29 protein-coding genes are annotated in these 16,518 nt (G+C 28.4%); 4 read left to right on the forward strand and 25 right to left on the reverse strand.

The features are described 5' to 3' along the window. Positions 1-19 precede the first annotated feature (19 nt). From BEE63_RS00455 to BEE63_RS00510, 15 genes are all read right to left on the reverse strand, one after another. The gene (locus tag BEE63_RS00455) at positions 20-301 is read right to left on the reverse strand and encodes a hypothetical protein (RefSeq protein ID WP_066019506.1); all 282 of its coding nucleotides are present in this window, start codon (positions 299-301) and stop codon (positions 20-22) included. A gap of 79 nt (positions 302-380) precedes the next feature. Further along, positions 381-1,001 carry a sigma-70 family RNA polymerase sigma factor gene (locus BEE63_RS00460; protein WP_066019507.1) on the reverse strand — a complete coding sequence of 207 codons (621 nt, stop codon included), beginning with the start codon at positions 999-1,001 and terminating at the stop codon, positions 381-383. A gap of 3 nt (positions 1,002-1,004) precedes the next feature. Further along, positions 1,005-1,649, reverse strand: coding sequence for a hypothetical protein (locus BEE63_RS00465; protein WP_066019508.1), 645 nt, complete (start codon positions 1,647-1,649; stop codon positions 1,005-1,007). Positions 1,650-1,870: 221 nt separating this feature from the next. Next, positions 1,871-2,257, reverse strand: coding sequence for a hypothetical protein (locus BEE63_RS00470; protein WP_066019509.1), 387 nt, complete (start codon positions 2,255-2,257; stop codon positions 1,871-1,873). Positions 2,258-2,332: 75 nt separating this feature from the next. After that, positions 2,333-2,521, reverse strand: coding sequence for a hypothetical protein (locus tag BEE63_RS00475; RefSeq protein WP_066019510.1), 189 nt, complete (start codon positions 2,519-2,521; stop codon positions 2,333-2,335). Between the two features lie 6 nt (positions 2,522-2,527). Next, the gene (locus BEE63_RS00480; RefSeq protein WP_066019511.1) at positions 2,528-2,812 is read right to left on the reverse strand and encodes a hypothetical protein; all 285 of its coding nucleotides are present in this window, start codon (positions 2,810-2,812) and stop codon (positions 2,528-2,530) included. 19 nt (positions 2,813-2,831) lie between these two features. Next, positions 2,832-4,157: a hypothetical protein gene (locus tag BEE63_RS21495; RefSeq protein ID WP_066019512.1), complete on the reverse strand. Its 1,326-nt coding sequence runs from the start codon at positions 4,155-4,157 to the stop codon at positions 2,832-2,834. Between the two features lie 17 nt (positions 4,158-4,174). After that, the gene (locus BEE63_RS00490; protein WP_066019513.1) at positions 4,175-4,495 is read right to left on the reverse strand and encodes a hypothetical protein; all 321 of its coding nucleotides are present in this window, start codon (positions 4,493-4,495) and stop codon (positions 4,175-4,177) included. 30 nt (positions 4,496-4,525) lie between these two features. After that, positions 4,526-4,705, reverse strand: a complete 180-nt coding sequence (locus BEE63_RS00495; RefSeq protein ID WP_066019514.1) for a hypothetical protein — start codon at positions 4,703-4,705, stop codon at positions 4,526-4,528. 14 nt (positions 4,706-4,719) lie between these two features. After that, positions 4,720-4,926 (reverse strand): hypothetical protein, encoded by a 207-nt coding sequence (locus tag BEE63_RS21325; RefSeq protein WP_139111550.1) that lies wholly within the window; start codon positions 4,924-4,926, stop codon positions 4,720-4,722. Then, a complete protein-coding gene (locus BEE63_RS21500; protein WP_157797083.1) occupies positions 4,889-5,056 on the reverse strand; it encodes a hypothetical protein in 168 nt (55 codons plus the stop codon). Before BEE63_RS21500 ends, BEE63_RS21325 begins: the two co-directional genes overlap by 38 nt. A 169-nt stretch (positions 5,057-5,225) precedes the next feature. Beyond that, the gene (locus BEE63_RS00500) at positions 5,226-5,411 is read right to left on the reverse strand and encodes a hypothetical protein (RefSeq protein WP_066019515.1); all 186 of its coding nucleotides are present in this window, start codon (positions 5,409-5,411) and stop codon (positions 5,226-5,228) included. Between the two features lie 15 nt (positions 5,412-5,426). Then, complete coding sequence (locus BEE63_RS00505) at positions 5,427-5,759, reverse strand: hypothetical protein (RefSeq protein WP_066019516.1); 333 nt, start codon at positions 5,757-5,759, stop codon at positions 5,427-5,429. Positions 5,760-5,990: 231 nt separating this feature from the next. Then, positions 5,991-6,149 carry a hypothetical protein gene (locus BEE63_RS21505; RefSeq protein ID WP_157797084.1) on the reverse strand — a complete coding sequence of 53 codons (159 nt, stop codon included), beginning with the start codon at positions 6,147-6,149 and terminating at the stop codon, positions 5,991-5,993. Further along, entirely contained in the window at positions 6,124-6,354 is a 231-nt protein-coding gene (locus BEE63_RS00510; RefSeq protein WP_066019517.1) for a helix-turn-helix domain-containing protein, read from the reverse strand. The genes BEE63_RS21505 and BEE63_RS00510 overlap by 26 nt, the downstream gene beginning before the upstream one ends. Before the next feature lie 292 nt (positions 6,355-6,646). On the opposite strand from BEE63_RS00510, the gene BEE63_RS00515 reads away from it, so the two are divergent. Genes BEE63_RS00515 through BEE63_RS00530 form a run of 4 tightly spaced genes read left to right on the forward strand, consistent with a single transcriptional unit; the run spans position 6,647 to position 9,514 of the window. Further along, positions 6,647-7,042, forward strand: a complete 396-nt coding sequence (locus BEE63_RS00515; protein ID WP_066019518.1) for a helix-turn-helix domain-containing protein — start codon at positions 6,647-6,649, stop codon at positions 7,040-7,042. Further along, entirely contained in the window at positions 7,039-8,721 is a 1,683-nt protein-coding gene (locus BEE63_RS00520) for a recombinase family protein (protein ID WP_066019519.1), read from the forward strand. The genes BEE63_RS00515 and BEE63_RS00520 overlap by 4 nt, the downstream gene beginning before the upstream one ends. Beyond that, a complete protein-coding gene (locus tag BEE63_RS21510; RefSeq protein ID WP_242874893.1) occupies positions 8,610-9,095 on the forward strand; it encodes an ATP-binding protein in 486 nt (161 codons plus the stop codon). The genes BEE63_RS00520 and BEE63_RS21510 overlap by 112 nt, the downstream gene beginning before the upstream one ends. 56 nt (positions 9,096-9,151) lie before the next feature. Next, positions 9,152-9,514, forward strand: a complete 363-nt coding sequence (locus BEE63_RS00530; protein ID WP_066019521.1) for a YraN family protein — start codon at positions 9,152-9,154, stop codon at positions 9,512-9,514. Positions 9,515-9,519: 5 nt separating this feature from the next. Here the strand turns inward: BEE63_RS00530 and BEE63_RS00535 are convergent, their stop codons facing one another. The 10 genes from BEE63_RS00535 to BEE63_RS00580 all read right to left on the reverse strand — a co-directional run bounded on the left by BEE63_RS00535 (position 9,520) and on the right by BEE63_RS00580 (position 16,002). Further along, positions 9,520-10,284, reverse strand: a complete 765-nt coding sequence (locus BEE63_RS00535) for a ribonuclease HII (RefSeq protein ID WP_066019522.1) — start codon at positions 10,282-10,284, stop codon at positions 9,520-9,522. A 19-nt stretch (positions 10,285-10,303) separates the two neighbouring features. Then, the gene (gene ylqF / locus BEE63_RS00540; RefSeq protein WP_066019523.1) at positions 10,304-11,152 is read right to left on the reverse strand and encodes a ribosome biogenesis GTPase YlqF; all 849 of its coding nucleotides are present in this window, start codon (positions 11,150-11,152) and stop codon (positions 10,304-10,306) included. Between the two features lie 2 nt (positions 11,153-11,154). After that, positions 11,155-11,694, reverse strand: a complete 540-nt coding sequence (lepB, locus tag BEE63_RS00545) for a signal peptidase I (RefSeq protein ID WP_066019524.1) — start codon at positions 11,692-11,694, stop codon at positions 11,155-11,157. A gap of 175 nt (positions 11,695-11,869) precedes the next feature. Beyond that, positions 11,870-12,214 carry a 50S ribosomal protein L19 gene (gene rplS, locus BEE63_RS00550; RefSeq protein WP_066019525.1) on the reverse strand — a complete coding sequence of 115 codons (345 nt, stop codon included), beginning with the start codon at positions 12,212-12,214 and terminating at the stop codon, positions 11,870-11,872. Positions 12,215-12,338: 124 nt separating this feature from the next. After that, entirely contained in the window at positions 12,339-13,067 is a 729-nt protein-coding gene (gene trmD, locus BEE63_RS00555; RefSeq protein WP_066019526.1) for a tRNA (guanosine(37)-N1)-methyltransferase TrmD, read from the reverse strand. Continuing rightward, positions 13,052-13,552 (reverse strand): ribosome maturation factor RimM, encoded by a 501-nt coding sequence (gene rimM, locus BEE63_RS00560; protein ID WP_066019527.1) that lies wholly within the window; start codon positions 13,550-13,552, stop codon positions 13,052-13,054. The genes trmD and rimM overlap by 16 nt, the downstream gene beginning before the upstream one ends. Before the next feature lie 162 nt (positions 13,553-13,714). Next, positions 13,715-13,942 (reverse strand): KH domain-containing protein, encoded by a 228-nt coding sequence (locus BEE63_RS00565; protein WP_066019528.1) that lies wholly within the window; start codon positions 13,940-13,942, stop codon positions 13,715-13,717. A 21-nt stretch (positions 13,943-13,963) separates the two neighbouring features. Continuing rightward, entirely contained in the window at positions 13,964-14,209 is a 246-nt protein-coding gene (gene rpsP / locus BEE63_RS00570) for a 30S ribosomal protein S16 (RefSeq protein WP_081312418.1), read from the reverse strand. A 74-nt stretch (positions 14,210-14,283) separates the two neighbouring features. Further along, the gene (ffh, locus tag BEE63_RS00575) at positions 14,284-15,633 is read right to left on the reverse strand and encodes a signal recognition particle protein (RefSeq protein ID WP_066019530.1); all 1,350 of its coding nucleotides are present in this window, start codon (positions 15,631-15,633) and stop codon (positions 14,284-14,286) included. Positions 15,634-15,651: 18 nt separating this feature from the next. Continuing rightward, positions 15,652-16,002 carry a putative DNA-binding protein gene (locus BEE63_RS00580; RefSeq protein ID WP_066019531.1) on the reverse strand — a complete coding sequence of 117 codons (351 nt, stop codon included), beginning with the start codon at positions 16,000-16,002 and terminating at the stop codon, positions 15,652-15,654. Between the last annotated feature and the right edge of the window lie 516 nt (positions 16,003-16,518).

A 16,518-nucleotide genomic window follows, 5' to 3' on the forward strand; every position in this document is an offset into this window, starting at 1 on the left:
TCATCCTTTCCTTATTTACCTACTTAACTATATTACTAATTGTTTTTAGCAGCCCAAGAAATGTTGGTAGTAATGAATACAACACAAGAGCCGCTGCTGTAATAACAAAATCAACAGATCCCATTTTTTTTAATACTTTCGAATGAAAAATTGCACCTATTAGTAAAAATAGCAAAGCAACTATAAATCCTAGTAATGCAAGTGGATATATTACAGGTGCAATCGTATTGTATATAGTCATGATCACCGTTGAAAGTTTTCCGCTTACAACATCTGGTGAAACTGGCTGTATATTATCCATAAATTAACCTCCCTTCACTAATTTTTTTCTTAAAAACATTTGCATCACTTCCTTCTCAAAAAATAAATAAAGGAGAAATCTAAAATTCCTCCTCATAATACCTTTTCAATTTTTTTAACTTTTTTAGTGCTTTATGCTTCAATACATATACTTTTCTTTTATCCACATTTAATTCATGTGCTATACAATCAATTGTTTTATTTTCAAAATAAAATTTTAGTATCACTTTTTCTTCTAGCTGTGTTAGATTCTTTTCAAATATGCTTTGCCATTTTGCATAATCATCTATATAATCAAATTTATTTTCTTTATATTTAATTTTATCTAATAAAGTTTCAACTTTATTAATATTTTCATCTAATGATAAAATATCAAACGAATTATGAATCAAAACTCCCTGTGGCACTCTTACTGTCATATGTCTTTTTTTTATACTGTTTAAAATTGTTAAATTTATAATTTCATAAACATAAGTTGAAAACTTAACATCATGTTTCATATCATAATAATTTATTGCCACCAATACAGCAATAACACCATCCTGAACAAGATCATCTACTGATAATTTTTTATTGTTTAAATGAAATCTATTTGCTGCATTTTTAATGTATTTCATGCTGAAGTTTATTATAATTTCTTTAGCTTCTGTATCTCCATTTTTAGCTCTTTCAATTACCTCTTTTAATTCCTGTTCTCCCATAGCCTACACCTTGCTTTCCTCATAAGCCTTGAATGGAATATAATCACATGTATGAATTTTAATACTTTTAGGCAAATCTATTGGTCTATCTCCGCATGAATTATCAAATACTAATTTTTGTCTTTTACTATCATAGACATAATGATTTAGGTTAGCTGTTACAATTCCAGTAGTAGAAATTTTTCTTGTGGTTGACATTGAAATTGCATTCTGTTTTTGCAATAACATCATTCCGCTAACAATTGAACTATCATATGAACTTCTCATTCTCTGCCTTTTTTTATTCACTATTTCTTTTGTAGCTTCAACATTCTTTTTTTTACTCTCTAATTTTCTCCTACTCTTTTCATTTTCATATCTATTATCTGATTTTATAATTTTAGTTACCAGTGTATTACTTATATTTAAATCTCTTGCTATTTCACATACTTTCTTATGTTCATCAAAGAACAATTTTTTTACTAAATTCTGATTTTCTTTAACTAATTCATTTTTTTTCTGTTCTCTAAAATTTTTAGTTTCTTCATACCTAATGTCAGCCTTTACAATTTTATATATTGCAGCTCTACTTTTAGAAAACTTATTAGCAATATCCTGAACTGGTATATTTTTGTTAAAATACATATTTATAATTTCCTGCTTATTCATTTTTTTCACTCCTCATAAAAGAAAAGTTTACATGAGTAAAATTTTCACTAGCATGATTTTTTACATAGTTTTCCTAAGGCTAATGTAATTATATATCAACTCTAAAATTAAAAACCCACCCACTTTTCATCTTTTTTACAGTAACTTTTACTACCCTAAATCCCTACCTAAACACTGTACATTTATATTTTTTAATAAAAAAGCAGTGCCCTGAATATCTTTCAAAGCACCACAACTTTTAATTTTTCTAAAATTTCTTTTTTAACCTTATAGTAGGTTTTTTCGCACATGTATAACTTACTTCTAACACCTATTACCGTTAATTTTTTTCTATACCTTAGCTCTATAAATTCCTTTTCTTCTTTCGTAAGTGAAGAATTTATAAAGTTTTCTATATGTTTATATTTAAATTCATTTTCTACAATTTTTAACTTAACTTTATTTATTTCATTTTTAATGTCCGTACTATCCTTTTTTACATTTGCTATATTCAATATATTAATGTTTTCTTCATAATACTTTAATTTACTTTTATATGAATCTAATTCTTCCAACGTATTAAAATATTCAACTAATTTATCTTCAACCAATTTGTCATCTTTTTTCAATATCACAACCTCTTTTCTCTATAAAATAGCTTTCACAGCAAATCTGCCAATAGCAGTTTGATATTTTACACCATTTCATTCAAAATCTATATTTAATATGGAGTCACCTAATCCATACACTCTCGATATTATTCCTACTACAAATCCTCTATTAACCTCAGCTTTTACATGATCTCCTACATTAACTTTTTCTCCAATATTATTTTTCTTTTCCTCTTGAATGAAATTAAGGACATCAAACATTGTAATCTGACCTTTAAGCATTGAAACTCACCTTCTACGTTTTATATTCCATCTAGGAGCCTTATACTTCTTAATTTCTACCCCATTTTCATCAAATGTACTTATACCAACAGATTTTAAATATTTATTCCATGCTATTGTTTTCGTTTCATTGTTATTTTTATCAAAAGTTAAATTCAAAAAAGTTTTGCATTCAGGACAAGATCCATGACCTGCATCCAGTAAACCTAATTCTTGTGCAATTGACTTACAAGCATAAAATGTATGTCCACATTCACTACATACCGTTTTAAATCTTTTTTCATCTTTCATGATTCAACATCCCACATTCCTAATCATAAAACCCTTGAGCTTTTAAAAGCTTATGCTCCAAATCCTTAAAATCATATTTTCTCTGATCATAATTATTAAACTTATCTTTTACAGAATACTTAATATTGCTCCAGTTCTCTTTTATTGCTTTTATCAAAGCTCCTGTATAGCTTATATTTTTACCCTTTGCATAACTTTCAACTATATCTATTTTTTCTTTAAGGTACTCAAGCCTGTTCATACTGACTGTACTACTTTCACTTAGACACACTATTATCTTAGGTATCTCCATATCAGAAACTTTATTTTTTAGCATAGCTGTAATTGACCTTATTTCACTTTCCGACATAGAGTTATTATTTAAGGTCTTTTCTTTAGCTCTTTCACTGGCTGCTAAATCTCTGATAAAACCTTCACAGAACTTCAAAGACCTTATCTTGTCTCCCTTATACTTAGGTTTAAAAGTTTCAAATGCTAGATTTATGCCATCTTTTATTACGTGTAAAGGTATCTTTTCTTCTTGAAATTGTCTCGCTAATACAACATCAACTGGCTTCTCCATTGTTATACAAGCTTTCAATTTATAATAATCCAGTATTTTAACAAAAATATCTTTATCATTATCAGCTTCCACACCATCAGTTTTTATGTAACTATCATTTAGTCCCTTATTACTTAAGTTAGTATCTTTCTTAGAAGTAGTATTATTATTTTCTTTTTGTTTTTCTTTTTGTTTTTTGTTTTCTTTTTGTCCACTTATCGTTGACGTATCGTGGTACGTATCGTCAAAACCCGCATTATTAAATGGTTTACCTAAAAATGTAATTTTATTTTTCCCTTCTTCACGTTCTGCCGACGTATCGTTATACGTATCGCACCTCGTTTCGTCCAACGTATCGTGTGATTTTAAATTTTTCACTGAATTTTTTATAAAACTGTAATAGATATTTTTTATACTCTCATTTCTTATACTTTCAGCAACATATTTTACAAGCTCTATATTCTGAACTTCCTTAAATTCTTTTGTAATACAGTCTATAATAGGCTTTCCACCTTTATTGAGATTATATTTCCCCCAGTTCTTTATAGCTAGTTCTCTAGTAACTTCATCATATTTAATGAGCTTGTGATGCTCTACGAACCTACATATAAGACTATTAATTGATTCAATACTGTAACCAAGACCAAAAGCCATTTCCTTTTTAGTTATCTTATAAACTCCTATTTGAGTTGTTCTTGGATTTGTAAGTAAATATAAATAAAATAGCTTATCCTCTGGTGTGAAATTTTCCATTACATCTGGATCATCCCAAAATACTGTATATACATACCTGTATTTTGCCATATTAACGCTCCTTTCATTTAGATTTTCCATTCCTTCATAAAGCTTTTAAACATCTTATGTGACATTCTGTATTTATCATCTAGCAACTTTAATTTTGCAATTATACCTAAAATTTTATTGAAGTTATCTTCAGATTGCTCCAGTGAATCAATCTTTGTTATAACCATTTTTCTTTCATACAAATTCTTTTTTAAGTTTAAGATAAAAGTTTCTATATGCTTTTTGTATCTAACTGGACTTTCTTTATACATAATTTCTAAAGTTTTTATATTTTCATCTATAATTTCACTGGTATACTTAACATCTTTTATAAGCTTATTTATACATGTATTTTTCATATAAACTCACCTTCTCTATGTAAATTCAACTTAATTACCTTTCTTATTTGACAACCTCTTATGCCTTTTATAAGCCACAAATACTAATATCCAACCAATCACAGCAAGTATATATGCAAATTTAAGAATGTCATTTGAATTAAAAAAGAATAATTGCAGTAAAGCTGACACACCAAATAAAATCAGTACCATTGAATCTAGCTTTCTCATTTTTTACACCTTCTCTAATACAATAATCTTTTTAATGTAATATGGTAGATATTATCCAAATCACACACAACATTACTTGTTTCCACGTTGTACACATTGTCACCATCAATATCAACTTCATCCTCTAACTTTTTAAGAATATTCTGAAAATCATTATTTCTACCATGATGTTTCAAATCTTGTCTAGTTTCTGTAGCCGCAGAAATAGGGGCTATTTTCATACTTATTGCAATTCCTCTCTTTCAGTTTAAAGTTGTAAATTTCAAGTAATTGTAATGCTTCTTCTAAAAGCTCCTTAAGCTCTTTATTTTCACTTTCAAGTTCATAATTACGTTTTACTGTTTCAATCATTTTCACCCTCCCCTTTATCTAAAAAGTGTTTAGGTTTTTTATTCACATCAAAATTTCTAAGCACATAAAAGTATCATATAAAACATTTTTAATAAATTTTGACATTGCTTCATTACTTATTTTTTTCAACAATATCATATGTAGTACAGTTGTAAGAATTACTAATGTTTTAATTATCCTTATAATTATTTATTTGATCTCTCCTGTGCTCTCTTATTTTTTTGAAAGCTTCAATCGAATTTTTACATCCATATCTTTTCATTTGCCTTTCTATTACTATTTTCTGCTCTGCTGTAGCCTGTACATGTTTTTTAAATAAAACTGTTAGCTCACCTATTCTTCTATCACTTAACAACTTAATTCACCCTCTCTATTCAATAAATTTTCCTATCAACAAAGAATTAGTATACATACTAAAAAATAATCTATAAGACATACAATCTCTATCATCAAGAACTCTTAGCTTGCATATTAATTGAAATAATCTTTGAGAATTATTTGCCTGCTGTACTGCCTTAAGCTCTTCTATGACTTTATTCCTTTCTTTAATATCCCTAGTTATAGTTTCAATAAAATTTTTTCCATGAACCTTATATTTATCATGTGACTTAAACAATATATCTTCTAAACCTTCAATTATTATTTTTGAATTTTCATTAACTTCCTGTGATACTTCTATAAGATTTATTACTAACTTATTCATTACTTATATCACTCGCTTTTCCTCCGATATTTTCCTAAGCCAATTTTTCAACATAACTCTGTCAACTAAAGTTTTAGTTCCAACATAAAAATATGGTAAATTACTATTTTCTTTATATATAAGTTTTGTTATTTTATTTCTTCCAATTCCACTATCTTTAACATTAGTTTGTCCATATTTTGAGTCTCAATCACAACTTACTTATAACTGCGTATACCATATTTTTTCACTTCAATTCTTACCTTTGCTCTTTACATCTCCATTGCTATCATATTCCCAATTAGAGCCCATTACTCTTAAAACTGCTTCTAGCGTTTTATCTACACCAGAAACATCATTAACAATTACAATCCTTCTTTTTCCATTAATAATAACTTTTTTTGTTTTCATCTTCTACTGCATCCCCAATACATAAATTAATTTTTTCAACCGAAACACCTAATGCATGTGCAATTTTAACTGCTGTGTTTAATCTTATATCCATTCTTATTCCATTTTCTATTTCAGATAATGTTGACACACCAACATGTGCTTTTTTTGATAATTGATACATTGATGTGAACCCTTTTTCTCTTGCTAATTTAGACAATTTCATTAATAATATTCGCCCCCCCTTTTTCCGTTAACAGTAAATATATTATTATTATCTTTCCGAATGTAGAAAAAATCAACATTAAAAAATTCCTTTATTTTAACTTTAAAATAAATTATGTCATCATTTCTTATTATTCTTTAGCATTACAACTATTTCCTTTCTGTTATCAGAAATAATTATGCACATTTAGTAATATTTTTACAATTATTTACACAAAAGTATTGACTGTAAGCGTTGTTACATATATAATGTTTCTGTAAACGGAAATATATCTTAAGGGAGAATAATTAAAATGGAAGTTTCTATATTAGGGAAGAACATTAAAAATATTAGAGAAAAAAAAGGTATGAATGCATATACACTGTCTAAAAAAGCGCACGTAGGTGCATCAACTATATCTGAGATAGAAAGCGGAATTAGGCAAAACCTAAATAGTTCAACTGTTATGAAAGTTGCAAATGCACTCGGAGTTTCATTTGACTATTTGTATAAAGCAGAAACTAATACTGAATATGTCATAGAAGATATTGAAGATGCCCTTGAAATGGTATTAAACAGCGAGGAATTAAAATTAGATGATACTAAATTAAATGATAATGAACAACAACAATTAAAAATTGCCATTACATCTGCACTAAATATCATTAGATTTAATAGAAAAAATGTAGAGGAGAGAACTAATAAATGAAAAAAGTAGCACTCTATTGTAGAGTAAGTTCTGATGATCAGAAAGAACGTGGAACCATAGAAAATCAAATTGAAACTCTTGTTTCATACATTAAATATATTAAAACAAATAAAGATATCGACATATATGGTCAATACTTAGATGATGGTGTAAGTGGTGCCATTGAATTTGTTAATAGACCCGCTGGATCAAAACTAGTTAAAGATGCATCAGATGGTCTTTTCAATATCGTTTTAGTTTGGAAAATAGATAGATTTGGCAGAGATACACTTACTGGATTAAAAACAGTTGAATCTTTACGGAAATATAATGTTGAAATAATGAGTATGACTGAACCATTTGATTTAAATACTCCAGCAGGACGATTTCAATTCATTACATATCTAAATATGGCTGAATTAGAACGCAATAATATACTTGACAGATTATTTCTTGGTGCTACCATAGCTGCTAAAAAAGGTAAATGGATGGGAGGAATCGTGCCATATGGATACGAAAAAAATAATGATGGCTTTTTAGAAATCAATAATAATGAAGCTAAAATAATACGTGAAATTTTTGATATGTACACAAATAAAAGATTTAGTACTATAGATATAGCTGTATACTTAAACAATTTAGGTATACCATCTAGTTGCGGAAAAGGTAAAGGAAAAAGGACAAAAAAAGTGAGTGGTAAATGGCGATGTAGTTCAATAGATAGAATTTTGAATAGTACAACCTATAAAGGTATACATGAATATGGCAAACGTGCTACTAGAAGGAAAAAAACTATTATAAGAAAAGTACCCGCCATCGTTTCTGAAGAAATTTGGAATAAAGCACAAATAGTGAAAGAAAAGAACAAATTAATTTCCAAAAGAAATATCAAAAGGAGACAATATCTTTTGCGAGGCCTTATATCATGTGGTATTTGTGGATATAATTATTATGGAATAAGTTATACAAATAAAAGTTCTGTATATGCCTGTAGGGGAAAGCTAGGAAAAGAAAATAAAAAGATTCTAAATATAAAATGTAACAATCTTAATATAAATGCAAATCTCCTTGAAAATGAAGTATGGCAAACATGTTTAGATATACTTAAAAATTATAATAAGTATATCAAACATTTAAAACAAAAATCATCAAACAATAACAATGATAATATAAAAAATGCGTTAGATAAATTGAATTCTAATTTAGCTAATAAAAATAGCGAAAAGGAAAAAATATTGAGTTTATTTAGAAAAAACATCATTAATGAAGAAGATGTTAAAAATCAACTGCTTGATATTCAAGAAGAAGAAAAGAAATTGTTAAACTTAATCAACAATTTGAAAACAAACAAGAGGCATAATAATAATGAAAATAAATTAATACATAATATGTCTGATAAACTTGAATACTATAAATCAAAACTAGATAAACTTGAATTCCAAGACAAGTATGATATAGTTCATATACTTGTAAAAAAAATAACTATAGATACTACTATTAAATATGGTCAAAAAGTTCCTAAAGCAACTATAAAATATAACCTTGTATCACCTTTAGTAAATGATTGTCAAAGTGTCAAATTTTCAAACTGCACGGATGTCCTTGCGGTAACTATGGCTCGGATAGAGAATGTACCTGTACAGAATATCAAAGGAAAAGATATTTATCAAAATTATCAAGTGCCATTATTGATAGAATAGATATATTTTCTTCAGTTAATTCAATTAAATATGAAGAAATTGAAAAAAAATTTGTGTCAGAAAGTTCAAAAGATATACGTACCAGAGTAATTAAAGTACGAAAAATACAAGAAGAACGATTTAAAAATGATAATATACAGTATAATTCGCAAATGCAAAAAAAGCACATTGACAAATACTGCAAATTAAATAGTAATGGTACAAATATAATGAAAAAACTATTTTCAAACTTTCAAATAAGCACGAGGGCATATACAAGGATATTAAAAGTATCACGAACAATTGCAGATATGAATAACAGACGTGAAATAGATTCAAAAGATGTAATTGAAGCTTTACAATATAGAAAATTTATAGGTGGAAAAATAGTGTAAAGCTTAAAGTGTAAAAAACGTTTACTATAAAAATAAAAGCAAAAGTGAGGCTCAATATGCATAATTTAAATAAAAAAGTGGGAGATTATGGCGAAAAAATTGCTGTACTTTACTTAAAAAAATTAGGCTATATTATACGTAATAAAAATTATAGATGCAGATTAGGAGAATTAGATATAATTGCACAAGACAAAAGTTGCATTATGTTTACAGAAGTTAAAGCACGGTATAATGATACATATGGATTTCCTGTAGAAGCCGTTAATCGCAGAAAAAGACTAAAAATCTACAACACAGCTAAATATTATATTTCAGATAAAAGACTATCAAATTATAATTTTAGGTTCGATGTAATAGAAATAGTATTTAATTATCAAGATGATTCTTATGAATTAAACTTTATACCAAATGCTTTTTAAATAAATTATATAATGTTTTTCAAAAAACTCATACGATGTATTGGACAAACGCCATATTCCTTAATTGCATCTATATGTTCTCTGGAACCATACCCTACATTACTTTCAAAACCATATTGAGGATATAATTTTGACAATTTATGCATTAAATCATCTCTATATACTTTAGCTATTATAGAAGCACATGCTATACTTGCACTTTGTGCATCACCTTTTATAATATAGTTATTTCTTATGTTTAGTCCTTTTACAGAGTATCCATCTGATATTACAAGTTCAGGTTTAACTTTAAGTTTACTGCATGCTATTCTAAATATTTCATTATTGCACCAGCTTATTCCCTTTTCATCAATTTCGTTATTATCCAGAAGAGCTATTTCATATGCAAGTGCCTTTTCTTTTATAATTTTAGATAGTTCTTCTCTTTTTTTTGCACTTACTTTTTTTGAATCATTTATACCTAAAATAAGATCTGAATCATTTGTTACATTTAAATCAAGTATTACCGCAGCACCAACTATCGGACCTGCAAGAGGTCCTCTGCCAACCTCATCTACTCCGGCAATTAATATATTTCCAAACCTTTTATCAAATTCATATAACTTTCTAACTCTTGTAATTTCATTTTGTTTTTTATTGTATGCATTTATAATTTTTCTTCCTAAAGATTGAACATTTTTTCTGCTGTCGTCTAATATTGAATGTGCGGCACTTAATCTTCTTTCTTCTTCCATATCATCCAAAGTATTTTTTATTTCCTTAAAACTCATTTGTAAAAAGTCCAAATTTTCACGGCCTTTCTAAAGAAATTTTTCCTATTTTTCCTGATCTAAATTCATCAATAAGCATTATAGATACTCTGTTGTAATCCGTCTCTCCGCCTTTTAATAATGCTCCTCTTTTGGCTGCTATATTTTGCATATTGATAAGAGCATCATCATCTATAGTATCAATCCTATATCTTTCTATAAGTTTTTCAGGACAATTTTTTTGCAGAACCTTTATAAGCTTTAATGAAAGCTCTTCTATATCCATTATTTCATCTTTTATTGCTCCTGTAAGTGCAAGATTAAGTCCTACTACTTCATCCTGGAATTTAGGCCATAATACTCCAGGAGTATCCATAAGCTCTATTCCTAGATTAGTTTTTATCCACTGCTTACTTTTAGTTAACCCTGGTTTATTGCCTACTTTAGCAATCTTGTTTTTAGCCATTTTGTTTATAAATGAAGATTTTCCTACATTAGGTATACCTACAACCATTGCACGTATAGTGTACTCCTTAATACCCTTTGAAGCCATTCTTTCAAGCTTTTCTTTAAGTAAACTGTTAATAACAGATTTTATGCTATTTAATCCTTTACCTTGAAGGCAATTTACAGGAATAGCTTTTACATTTTTATTAGATAAAGAATTTATCCATTTATCTGTTACAGCCTTTTCTGCTAAATCAGATTTATTCAAAAGAATTATCCTAGGTTTGTCTTTGCATATATTATCTATATCAGGGTTACTACTAGAATATACGATTCTAGCATCTCTTATTTCAATTACTACATCAACTAATTTTAAATTTTCTCTTATTTCTCTTCTTGTTTTTGCCATATGGCCTGGAAACCAATTTATTGAATTTACCATAATTACCTTACCTTTCCTATTTTATTAAAAGGATAAATTCTCAAAGCTTCTTTTCCTATTATGAGTTTTTTATTTACAAAACCAACTTCATTTTCAAATCTACTATCTAAACTATTATATCTATTATCTCCAAGTACAAAAACTGTATTTTGCGGAACTGTCTTTTCATCAAAATTATGAACTCTAAGATCATCTGTAACTTGCTTATTCATATAGTAAGCATATTTTTCATTTAACTGAGTTCCATTAACATAAACTTTATCATCTAAAATTTTAACTTTATCCCCTTGAACGGCTATAACTCTTTTTATGAATTTTTTGCTTGTATCACTAGGGCATTTAAATACTATTATATCCCCTTTTTGGGGAAAAGTGAAATGATAAGAAACCTTCTCAATTATTAATCTATCATTATTTTGAAGTGTGCTATACATTGATGTTCCGTCTACACTTACAGTTTCAAAAACAAATAAAATTATAAACGCTGCAGCAATAACTGCTACCAATATAGATTTTCCAAACTCAATTAAGCTTTTAACCAAATTTTATCACCACCATAATAATGAAATTGTAGAGAACATAAGCTCTCTACAATTTAAATATATTTCTACCAAAATCACTTAAATAAAAAATCACAGCGAACAACTGTCTAGCTGCAACTTAACTGTATTCTTTGCAAAATTACTTAAATAAAACAGGGACTATACGCCCCTGTTTTTATCTTACTTCTTTTACTTTAGCAGCTTTACCAACTCTACTTCTTAAGTAGTAAAGTTTAGCTCTTCTTACTTTACCTTTTCTTACAACTTTAATTCCAGCAATTATAGGTGCATTTAATGGAAAAGTTCTTTCAACTCCAACTCCATATGCAACTCTTCTTACTGTAAAAGTCTCTCTAAGGCCGCCATTCTGTCTTTTGATTACAGTTCCTTCAAAAGCCTGAATTCTTTCTTTTCCGCCTTCTTTAATTTTAACATCAACTTTAACTGTGTCTCCAACATTAAAACTAGGAAGATCTTTTCTTATTTGTTCTGCTTCTATTTCTTGTATAACATTTAACATGTGCAATTACCTCCTATAAATATTTGACGTTCATGCTCCAATTCGAAACAGAGGACCGCCTGCACAATAACATTTAAATTCTATCATAAAACTCCATCTAATGCAATAATATATTTAAATTACTCTATATTTCATCACATTCCATGAGTTTTTTATCTTCTTCAGTCATATTAAACTTATCAAATAAATCTTTTCTTCTAACTTTAGTTATCACTAAAGCCTGCTTTCTTCGCCATTTCCTAATATTTTCATGATGACCTGAGAGGAGAACTTCTGGTACTCTTTCACCTTCAAATTCTTCAGGTCTTGTATATTGAGGATACTCTAAAAGGCCATTATAAAAGGATTCTTCTGTGTAACTTTCACTGCTCTTTAAAACTCCAGGAATCATTCTGCATATACTATCAACTACTGGTATGCATGCCATTTCGCCGCCTGTTAATACAAAGTCTCCTAATGAAAATTCTTCGTCAATATATTTATAAATTCTTTCATCAATACCTTCATAATGACCACATAATATTATAAACTCCTTGTCCTTAGAAAGTTTTTTTGCAGTCTCTTGATTAAACTTTTTACCCCTTGGTCCCAAGAAAATGACTTTACCATTATTTAATTTCTTTAAAGCTTTAATAGCATCAATAGCAGGCTGTGGTGTCATAACCATGCCTGCACCTCCACCATAAGGATAATCATCAGTTTTTCTATGCTTATCCAAAGTGTAATCACGAATATTATAAGTATTAATTTCAACTATACCATTTTTCTGTGCTCTTCCTATCATACTATAGTTGAATAAGTCAAACATTTCTGGAAATAAAGTAAGTATATCTATCTTTAATCTTCTAACCATTCTTCAACAGCCCTTATCTTTATTTTTTCATTTTGTATGTCAACCTCGAGAACAAAGTCCTTAAGCGCTGGAACTAATAAATCTTGCTGTCCTGACCTTTTTATGCAGTACACATCATTATTTTTTGTACTTATAACATCATATACTTTTCCTAAGAATTTACCATTTTCGTCAAAAACACTGCATCCTATAATATCACTAATAAAATATTGCCCTTCTTTAAGTTCAATTGAATCCTTACGTGGTATTTGTATAAACTTATTTTTATATTTAACAGCATCATCTATGCTGTCTATTCCTTCTAATTTTAATATAACTTTATTAGGCTGTTTTTTTACCGAAATTACTTTTCTAATTTGATTATCAATGTAGACATTATCCAATTCATCAAAGCGATTAATATCATCTGTCAGAGGATAAATTTTAAGCTCACCGCGAACACCATGTGTATTTATAATTTGTCCAATACTTAAAAAATCTTCCATTCAAAGTACCTCCGAACTGCTAATAAGATTCTTTAATATATGCAGCTCATAAAAAATCTATATTATATTTAAAATTATATCCTATAAATAATATTTAATGCAATTTAGACTCATTTTTTTCAAAATTACATTAAAAATATAAGAGTTAGAAAACCCTAACTCTTATATTATCTCCACAACAACTCTTTTATTTTCTTTTACAGCTGCTGCCTTTATTACAGTTCTAATAGCCTTAGCTATTCTTCCCTGTTTTCCAATAACTTTTCCCATATCTTCAGGTGCAACCTTTAATTCAAGTATAATAGACTGTTCTCCAGTAACTTCACTAACTTGAACTTCATCAGGACAATCTACTAATGACCTAGCAATAGTCTCTAGCAATTGCTTCATGTTAAACACCCCCAAAAATTACTATTTAGTTGTTACTCCACTTTTATTTAAAAGCTTTTTAATTGTTTCTGATGGTTGAGCTCCATTTTTTATCCAAGTAGCCACCTTATCAGCATCAACTTTAAAAGTAACAGGATCTGTAGTTGGATTATAATATCCTAATTCTTCTATGAATTTTCCATCTCTAGGACTTCTAGAATCAGCTACAACTATTCTGTAAAAAGGAGCTTTTTTAGCACCCATTCTCTTTAATCTTATTTTTACCATTATGTCTCACCTCCTTCAAAGTTATGATTATAAGATTTCCAGTTAAATTCAACTAGAAAAAATCTTTATCTATACTAAAATGGCATTTTACCACCAAATAGACCTTTTTTAGAAAATTTATTTCCCTTAAATTGCTTCATCATTTTTTTCATTTGATCAAACTGCTTAAGTACCTTATTAACTTCTTGAACAGTAGTTCCTGAGCCTAAAGCTATTCTTCTCTTTCTAGAAGCATTTGAGCTAATTAGAGGCGGATTTCTTCTTTCCTTAACAGTCATAGAATGTATAATCGCTTCATATTTTTTCATTTCGCTTTCGCCTTTAGACATATCCACACCCTTAAGCATACTGCTATTAACACCTGGAATCATCTCAAGAAGCTTTCCCATAGGGCCTAATTTCTTCATTTGCTCAAAGCTTTGAAGAAAATCCTCAAAATTAAACTCCTGATTTAGCATTCTAGTTCCAAGTTCTTTTGCCTGTTTCTCATCAATGGCAGATTGAGCTTTCTCAATAAGTGTAAGTACATCCCCCATTCCAAGTATTCTAGAAGCCATTCTATCAGGATGAAAAACCTCAAGGTCATTCATTTTTTCACCCATACCAACATATTTAATAGGTTTTCCCGTCATTTCTCTTATAGAAAGAGCGGCACCGCCCCTTGTATCTCCATCAAGCTTTGTAAGTACTACACCAGTAAGTTCAAGTTTATCATTAAAACTTTGTGCAACATTTACAGCATCCTGACCTGTCATAGAATCAACAACAAGTAAAATTTCTTTTGGATTTACTTCTTTCTTTATGTTTTGAAGTTCATTCATAAGTTCTTCATCTATATGAAGTCTTCCTGCTGTATCAATTATAACTACATTTAAGCCATTTTCTTTGGCATGACTTATTGCTGCTTTTGATATATCAACAGGACTTACTTTATCACCCATAGAAAAAACCGGTATATCTATAGATTTTCCAACTACTTGAAGCTGTTTTATAGCTGCGGGCCTATATATATCGCATGCAACAAGAAGTGGCTTTTTATTTTTTTTCTTTAAGCTAAGCGCAAGCTTACCACACATAGTAGTTTTTCCGGCACCTTGAAGACCAACTGCCATTAAAACTGTAATACCATTCTCCTCAAATTCTAATTTACTCTCACTTTTACCCATTAAGTTAGTAAGTTCTTCATTAACTATTTTTATAACTTGTTGGGCAGGAGTAAGACTTTCCATAACCTCATTACCTAAGCATTTATCACCTACTACTTTAACGAAGTTTTTAACTATCTTATAATTAACATCAGCTTCTAAAAGAGCAAGCTTTACTTCTCTCATAGCATCTTTTATATCTTTTTCTGAAAGTTTACCTTTTCCTCTCAGTTTTTTCATTGCCATCTGTAATTTTGAAGATAATCCCTCGAAAGCCAAGTAAAATCCCTCCTTGCTTTATAACTTAAAAGAATCCAGTTCATTTTCAATGTCATTAATTAGTTTAATATTGTCTTTATCATGAATTTTATTTTTCAAAATGTCAAATTTAATTTTCACATTTTTTTTAATAGTTTCATTCTCATGATATTTATCTAAAAGTTTAAGTTTATGCTCATAATTTAAAAGTACTTTATGACATCTCTTAATCAAATCATATATAGCCTGTCTTGTGGTATTATTTAATTCTGCTATTTCTGGCATAGATAAATCGTCATCATAATATAATTTCATAACATTCAGCTGCTTTTCTGTAAGCAGAGTGCCATATGTACTTAAAAGTATTGAATAATATATTCTTTCTTCCATATAAACCACCGACCAATGATATTATAATATCAAATAAAAAAAGTGATGTCAAGTATTTTTACTTAACATCACTTAAGATTACTAAAATTTCATTTTACATTAAAAATTAATAATTCGTAGTTTATAAATATTACGAAGTAATAGTATTTTGAAACATTAAATAAAAGCAAGGTAAATTTTTCTCCGCTTTTCTGCGAAAAATAATATATATATTAAACTAAATCGGTTATTTAAATTTTGCAAGCTTCGTAGAATTATTGAAAGTTTACTTGTCTAAATAGTAATTTACTAATTTAATCTATGTAATTTATGCCTAAAATTCCGTAGGTACGGAGGAATTTTTCCCTTGTTTTACTCCAAAAGCGAATTAACATTGATGAAGCAACGATTTAAAAAAATTCTAATAAATCTTGGTTGAAAAATCATAAAATACTTAGAGTTTTCAATTTGTCTGAACGTTAGTGAGTTATTGAAAACTCTTAGGATTTTATGATTTTTCAACATTAGATTTATACA

This window comes from Clostridium pasteurianum, assembly GCF_001705235.1.
GTDB classification, from domain to species: domain Bacteria; phylum Bacillota; class Clostridia; order Clostridiales; family Clostridiaceae; genus Clostridium_S; species Clostridium_S pasteurianum_A.

What these genes read in the sequence shown, in the direction of transcription:
- BEE63_RS00580 (WP_066019531.1), bottom strand. Translation starts at nt 16,002, where the DNA reads ATGGAAGAAAGAATATATTATTCAATACTTTTAAGTACATATGGCACT.
- BEE63_RS00510 (WP_066019517.1), bottom strand. Translation starts at nt 6,354, where the DNA reads ATGAAATTGTCTAAATTAGCAAGAGAAAAAGGGTTCACATCAATGTAT.
- BEE63_RS21505 (WP_157797084.1), bottom strand. Translation starts at nt 6,149, where the DNA reads ATGAAAACAAAAAAAGTTATTATTAATGGAAAAAGAAGGATTGTAATT.
- BEE63_RS21325 (WP_139111550.1), bottom strand. Translation starts at nt 4,926, where the DNA reads ATGAAAATAGCCCCTATTTCTGCGGCTACAGAAACTAGACAAGATTTG.
- ylqF (WP_066019523.1), bottom strand. Translation starts at nt 11,152, where the DNA reads ATGGTAAATTCAATAAATTGGTTTCCAGGCCATATGGCAAAAACAAGA.
- BEE63_RS21495 (WP_066019512.1), bottom strand. Translation starts at nt 4,157, where the DNA reads ATGGCAAAATACAGGTATGTATATACAGTATTTTGGGATGATCCAGAT.
- rpsP (WP_081312418.1), bottom strand. Translation starts at nt 14,209, where the DNA reads ATGGTAAAAATAAGATTAAAGAGAATGGGTGCTAAAAAAGCTCCTTTT.
- BEE63_RS00515 (WP_066019518.1), top strand. Translation starts at nt 6,647, where the DNA reads ATGGAAGTTTCTATATTAGGGAAGAACATTAAAAATATTAGAGAAAAA.
- BEE63_RS00490 (WP_066019513.1), bottom strand. Translation starts at nt 4,495, where the DNA reads ATGAAAAATACATGTATAAATAAGCTTATAAAAGATGTTAAGTATACC.
- BEE63_RS00530 (WP_066019521.1), top strand. Translation starts at nt 9,152, where the DNA reads ATGCATAATTTAAATAAAAAAGTGGGAGATTATGGCGAAAAAATTGCT.
- BEE63_RS00495 (WP_066019514.1), bottom strand. Translation starts at nt 4,705, where the DNA reads ATGAGAAAGCTAGATTCAATGGTACTGATTTTATTTGGTGTGTCAGCT.
- BEE63_RS00535 (WP_066019522.1), bottom strand. Translation starts at nt 10,284, where the DNA reads ATGAGTTTTAAGGAAATAAAAAATACTTTGGATGATATGGAAGAAGAA.
- BEE63_RS00565 (WP_066019528.1), bottom strand. Translation starts at nt 13,942, where the DNA reads ATGAAGCAATTGCTAGAGACTATTGCTAGGTCATTAGTAGATTGTCCT.
- rplS (WP_066019525.1), bottom strand. Translation starts at nt 12,214, where the DNA reads ATGTTAAATGTTATACAAGAAATAGAAGCAGAACAAATAAGAAAAGAT.
- rimM (WP_066019527.1), bottom strand. Translation starts at nt 13,552, where the DNA reads ATGGAAGATTTTTTAAGTATTGGACAAATTATAAATACACATGGTGTT.
- BEE63_RS00475 (WP_066019510.1), bottom strand. Translation starts at nt 2,521, where the DNA reads ATGCTTAAAGGTCAGATTACAATGTTTGATGTCCTTAATTTCATTCAA.
- BEE63_RS00455 (WP_066019506.1), bottom strand. Translation starts at nt 301, where the DNA reads ATGGATAATATACAGCCAGTTTCACCAGATGTTGTAAGCGGAAAACTT.
- BEE63_RS00460 (WP_066019507.1), bottom strand. Translation starts at nt 1,001, where the DNA reads ATGGGAGAACAGGAATTAAAAGAGGTAATTGAAAGAGCTAAAAATGGA.
- BEE63_RS00465 (WP_066019508.1), bottom strand. Translation starts at nt 1,649, where the DNA reads ATGAATAAGCAGGAAATTATAAATATGTATTTTAACAAAAATATACCA.
- trmD (WP_066019526.1), bottom strand. Translation starts at nt 13,067, where the DNA reads ATGGTTAGAAGATTAAAGATAGATATACTTACTTTATTTCCAGAAATG.
- BEE63_RS21500 (WP_157797083.1), bottom strand. Translation starts at nt 5,056, where the DNA reads ATGATTGAAACAGTAAAACGTAATTATGAACTTGAAAGTGAAAATAAA.
- BEE63_RS00480 (WP_066019511.1), bottom strand. Translation starts at nt 2,812, where the DNA reads ATGAAAGATGAAAAAAGATTTAAAACGGTATGTAGTGAATGTGGACAT.
- BEE63_RS00520 (WP_066019519.1), top strand. Translation starts at nt 7,039, where the DNA reads ATGAAAAAAGTAGCACTCTATTGTAGAGTAAGTTCTGATGATCAGAAA.
- BEE63_RS00505 (WP_066019516.1), bottom strand. Translation starts at nt 5,759, where the DNA reads ATGAATAAGTTAGTAATAAATCTTATAGAAGTATCACAGGAAGTTAAT.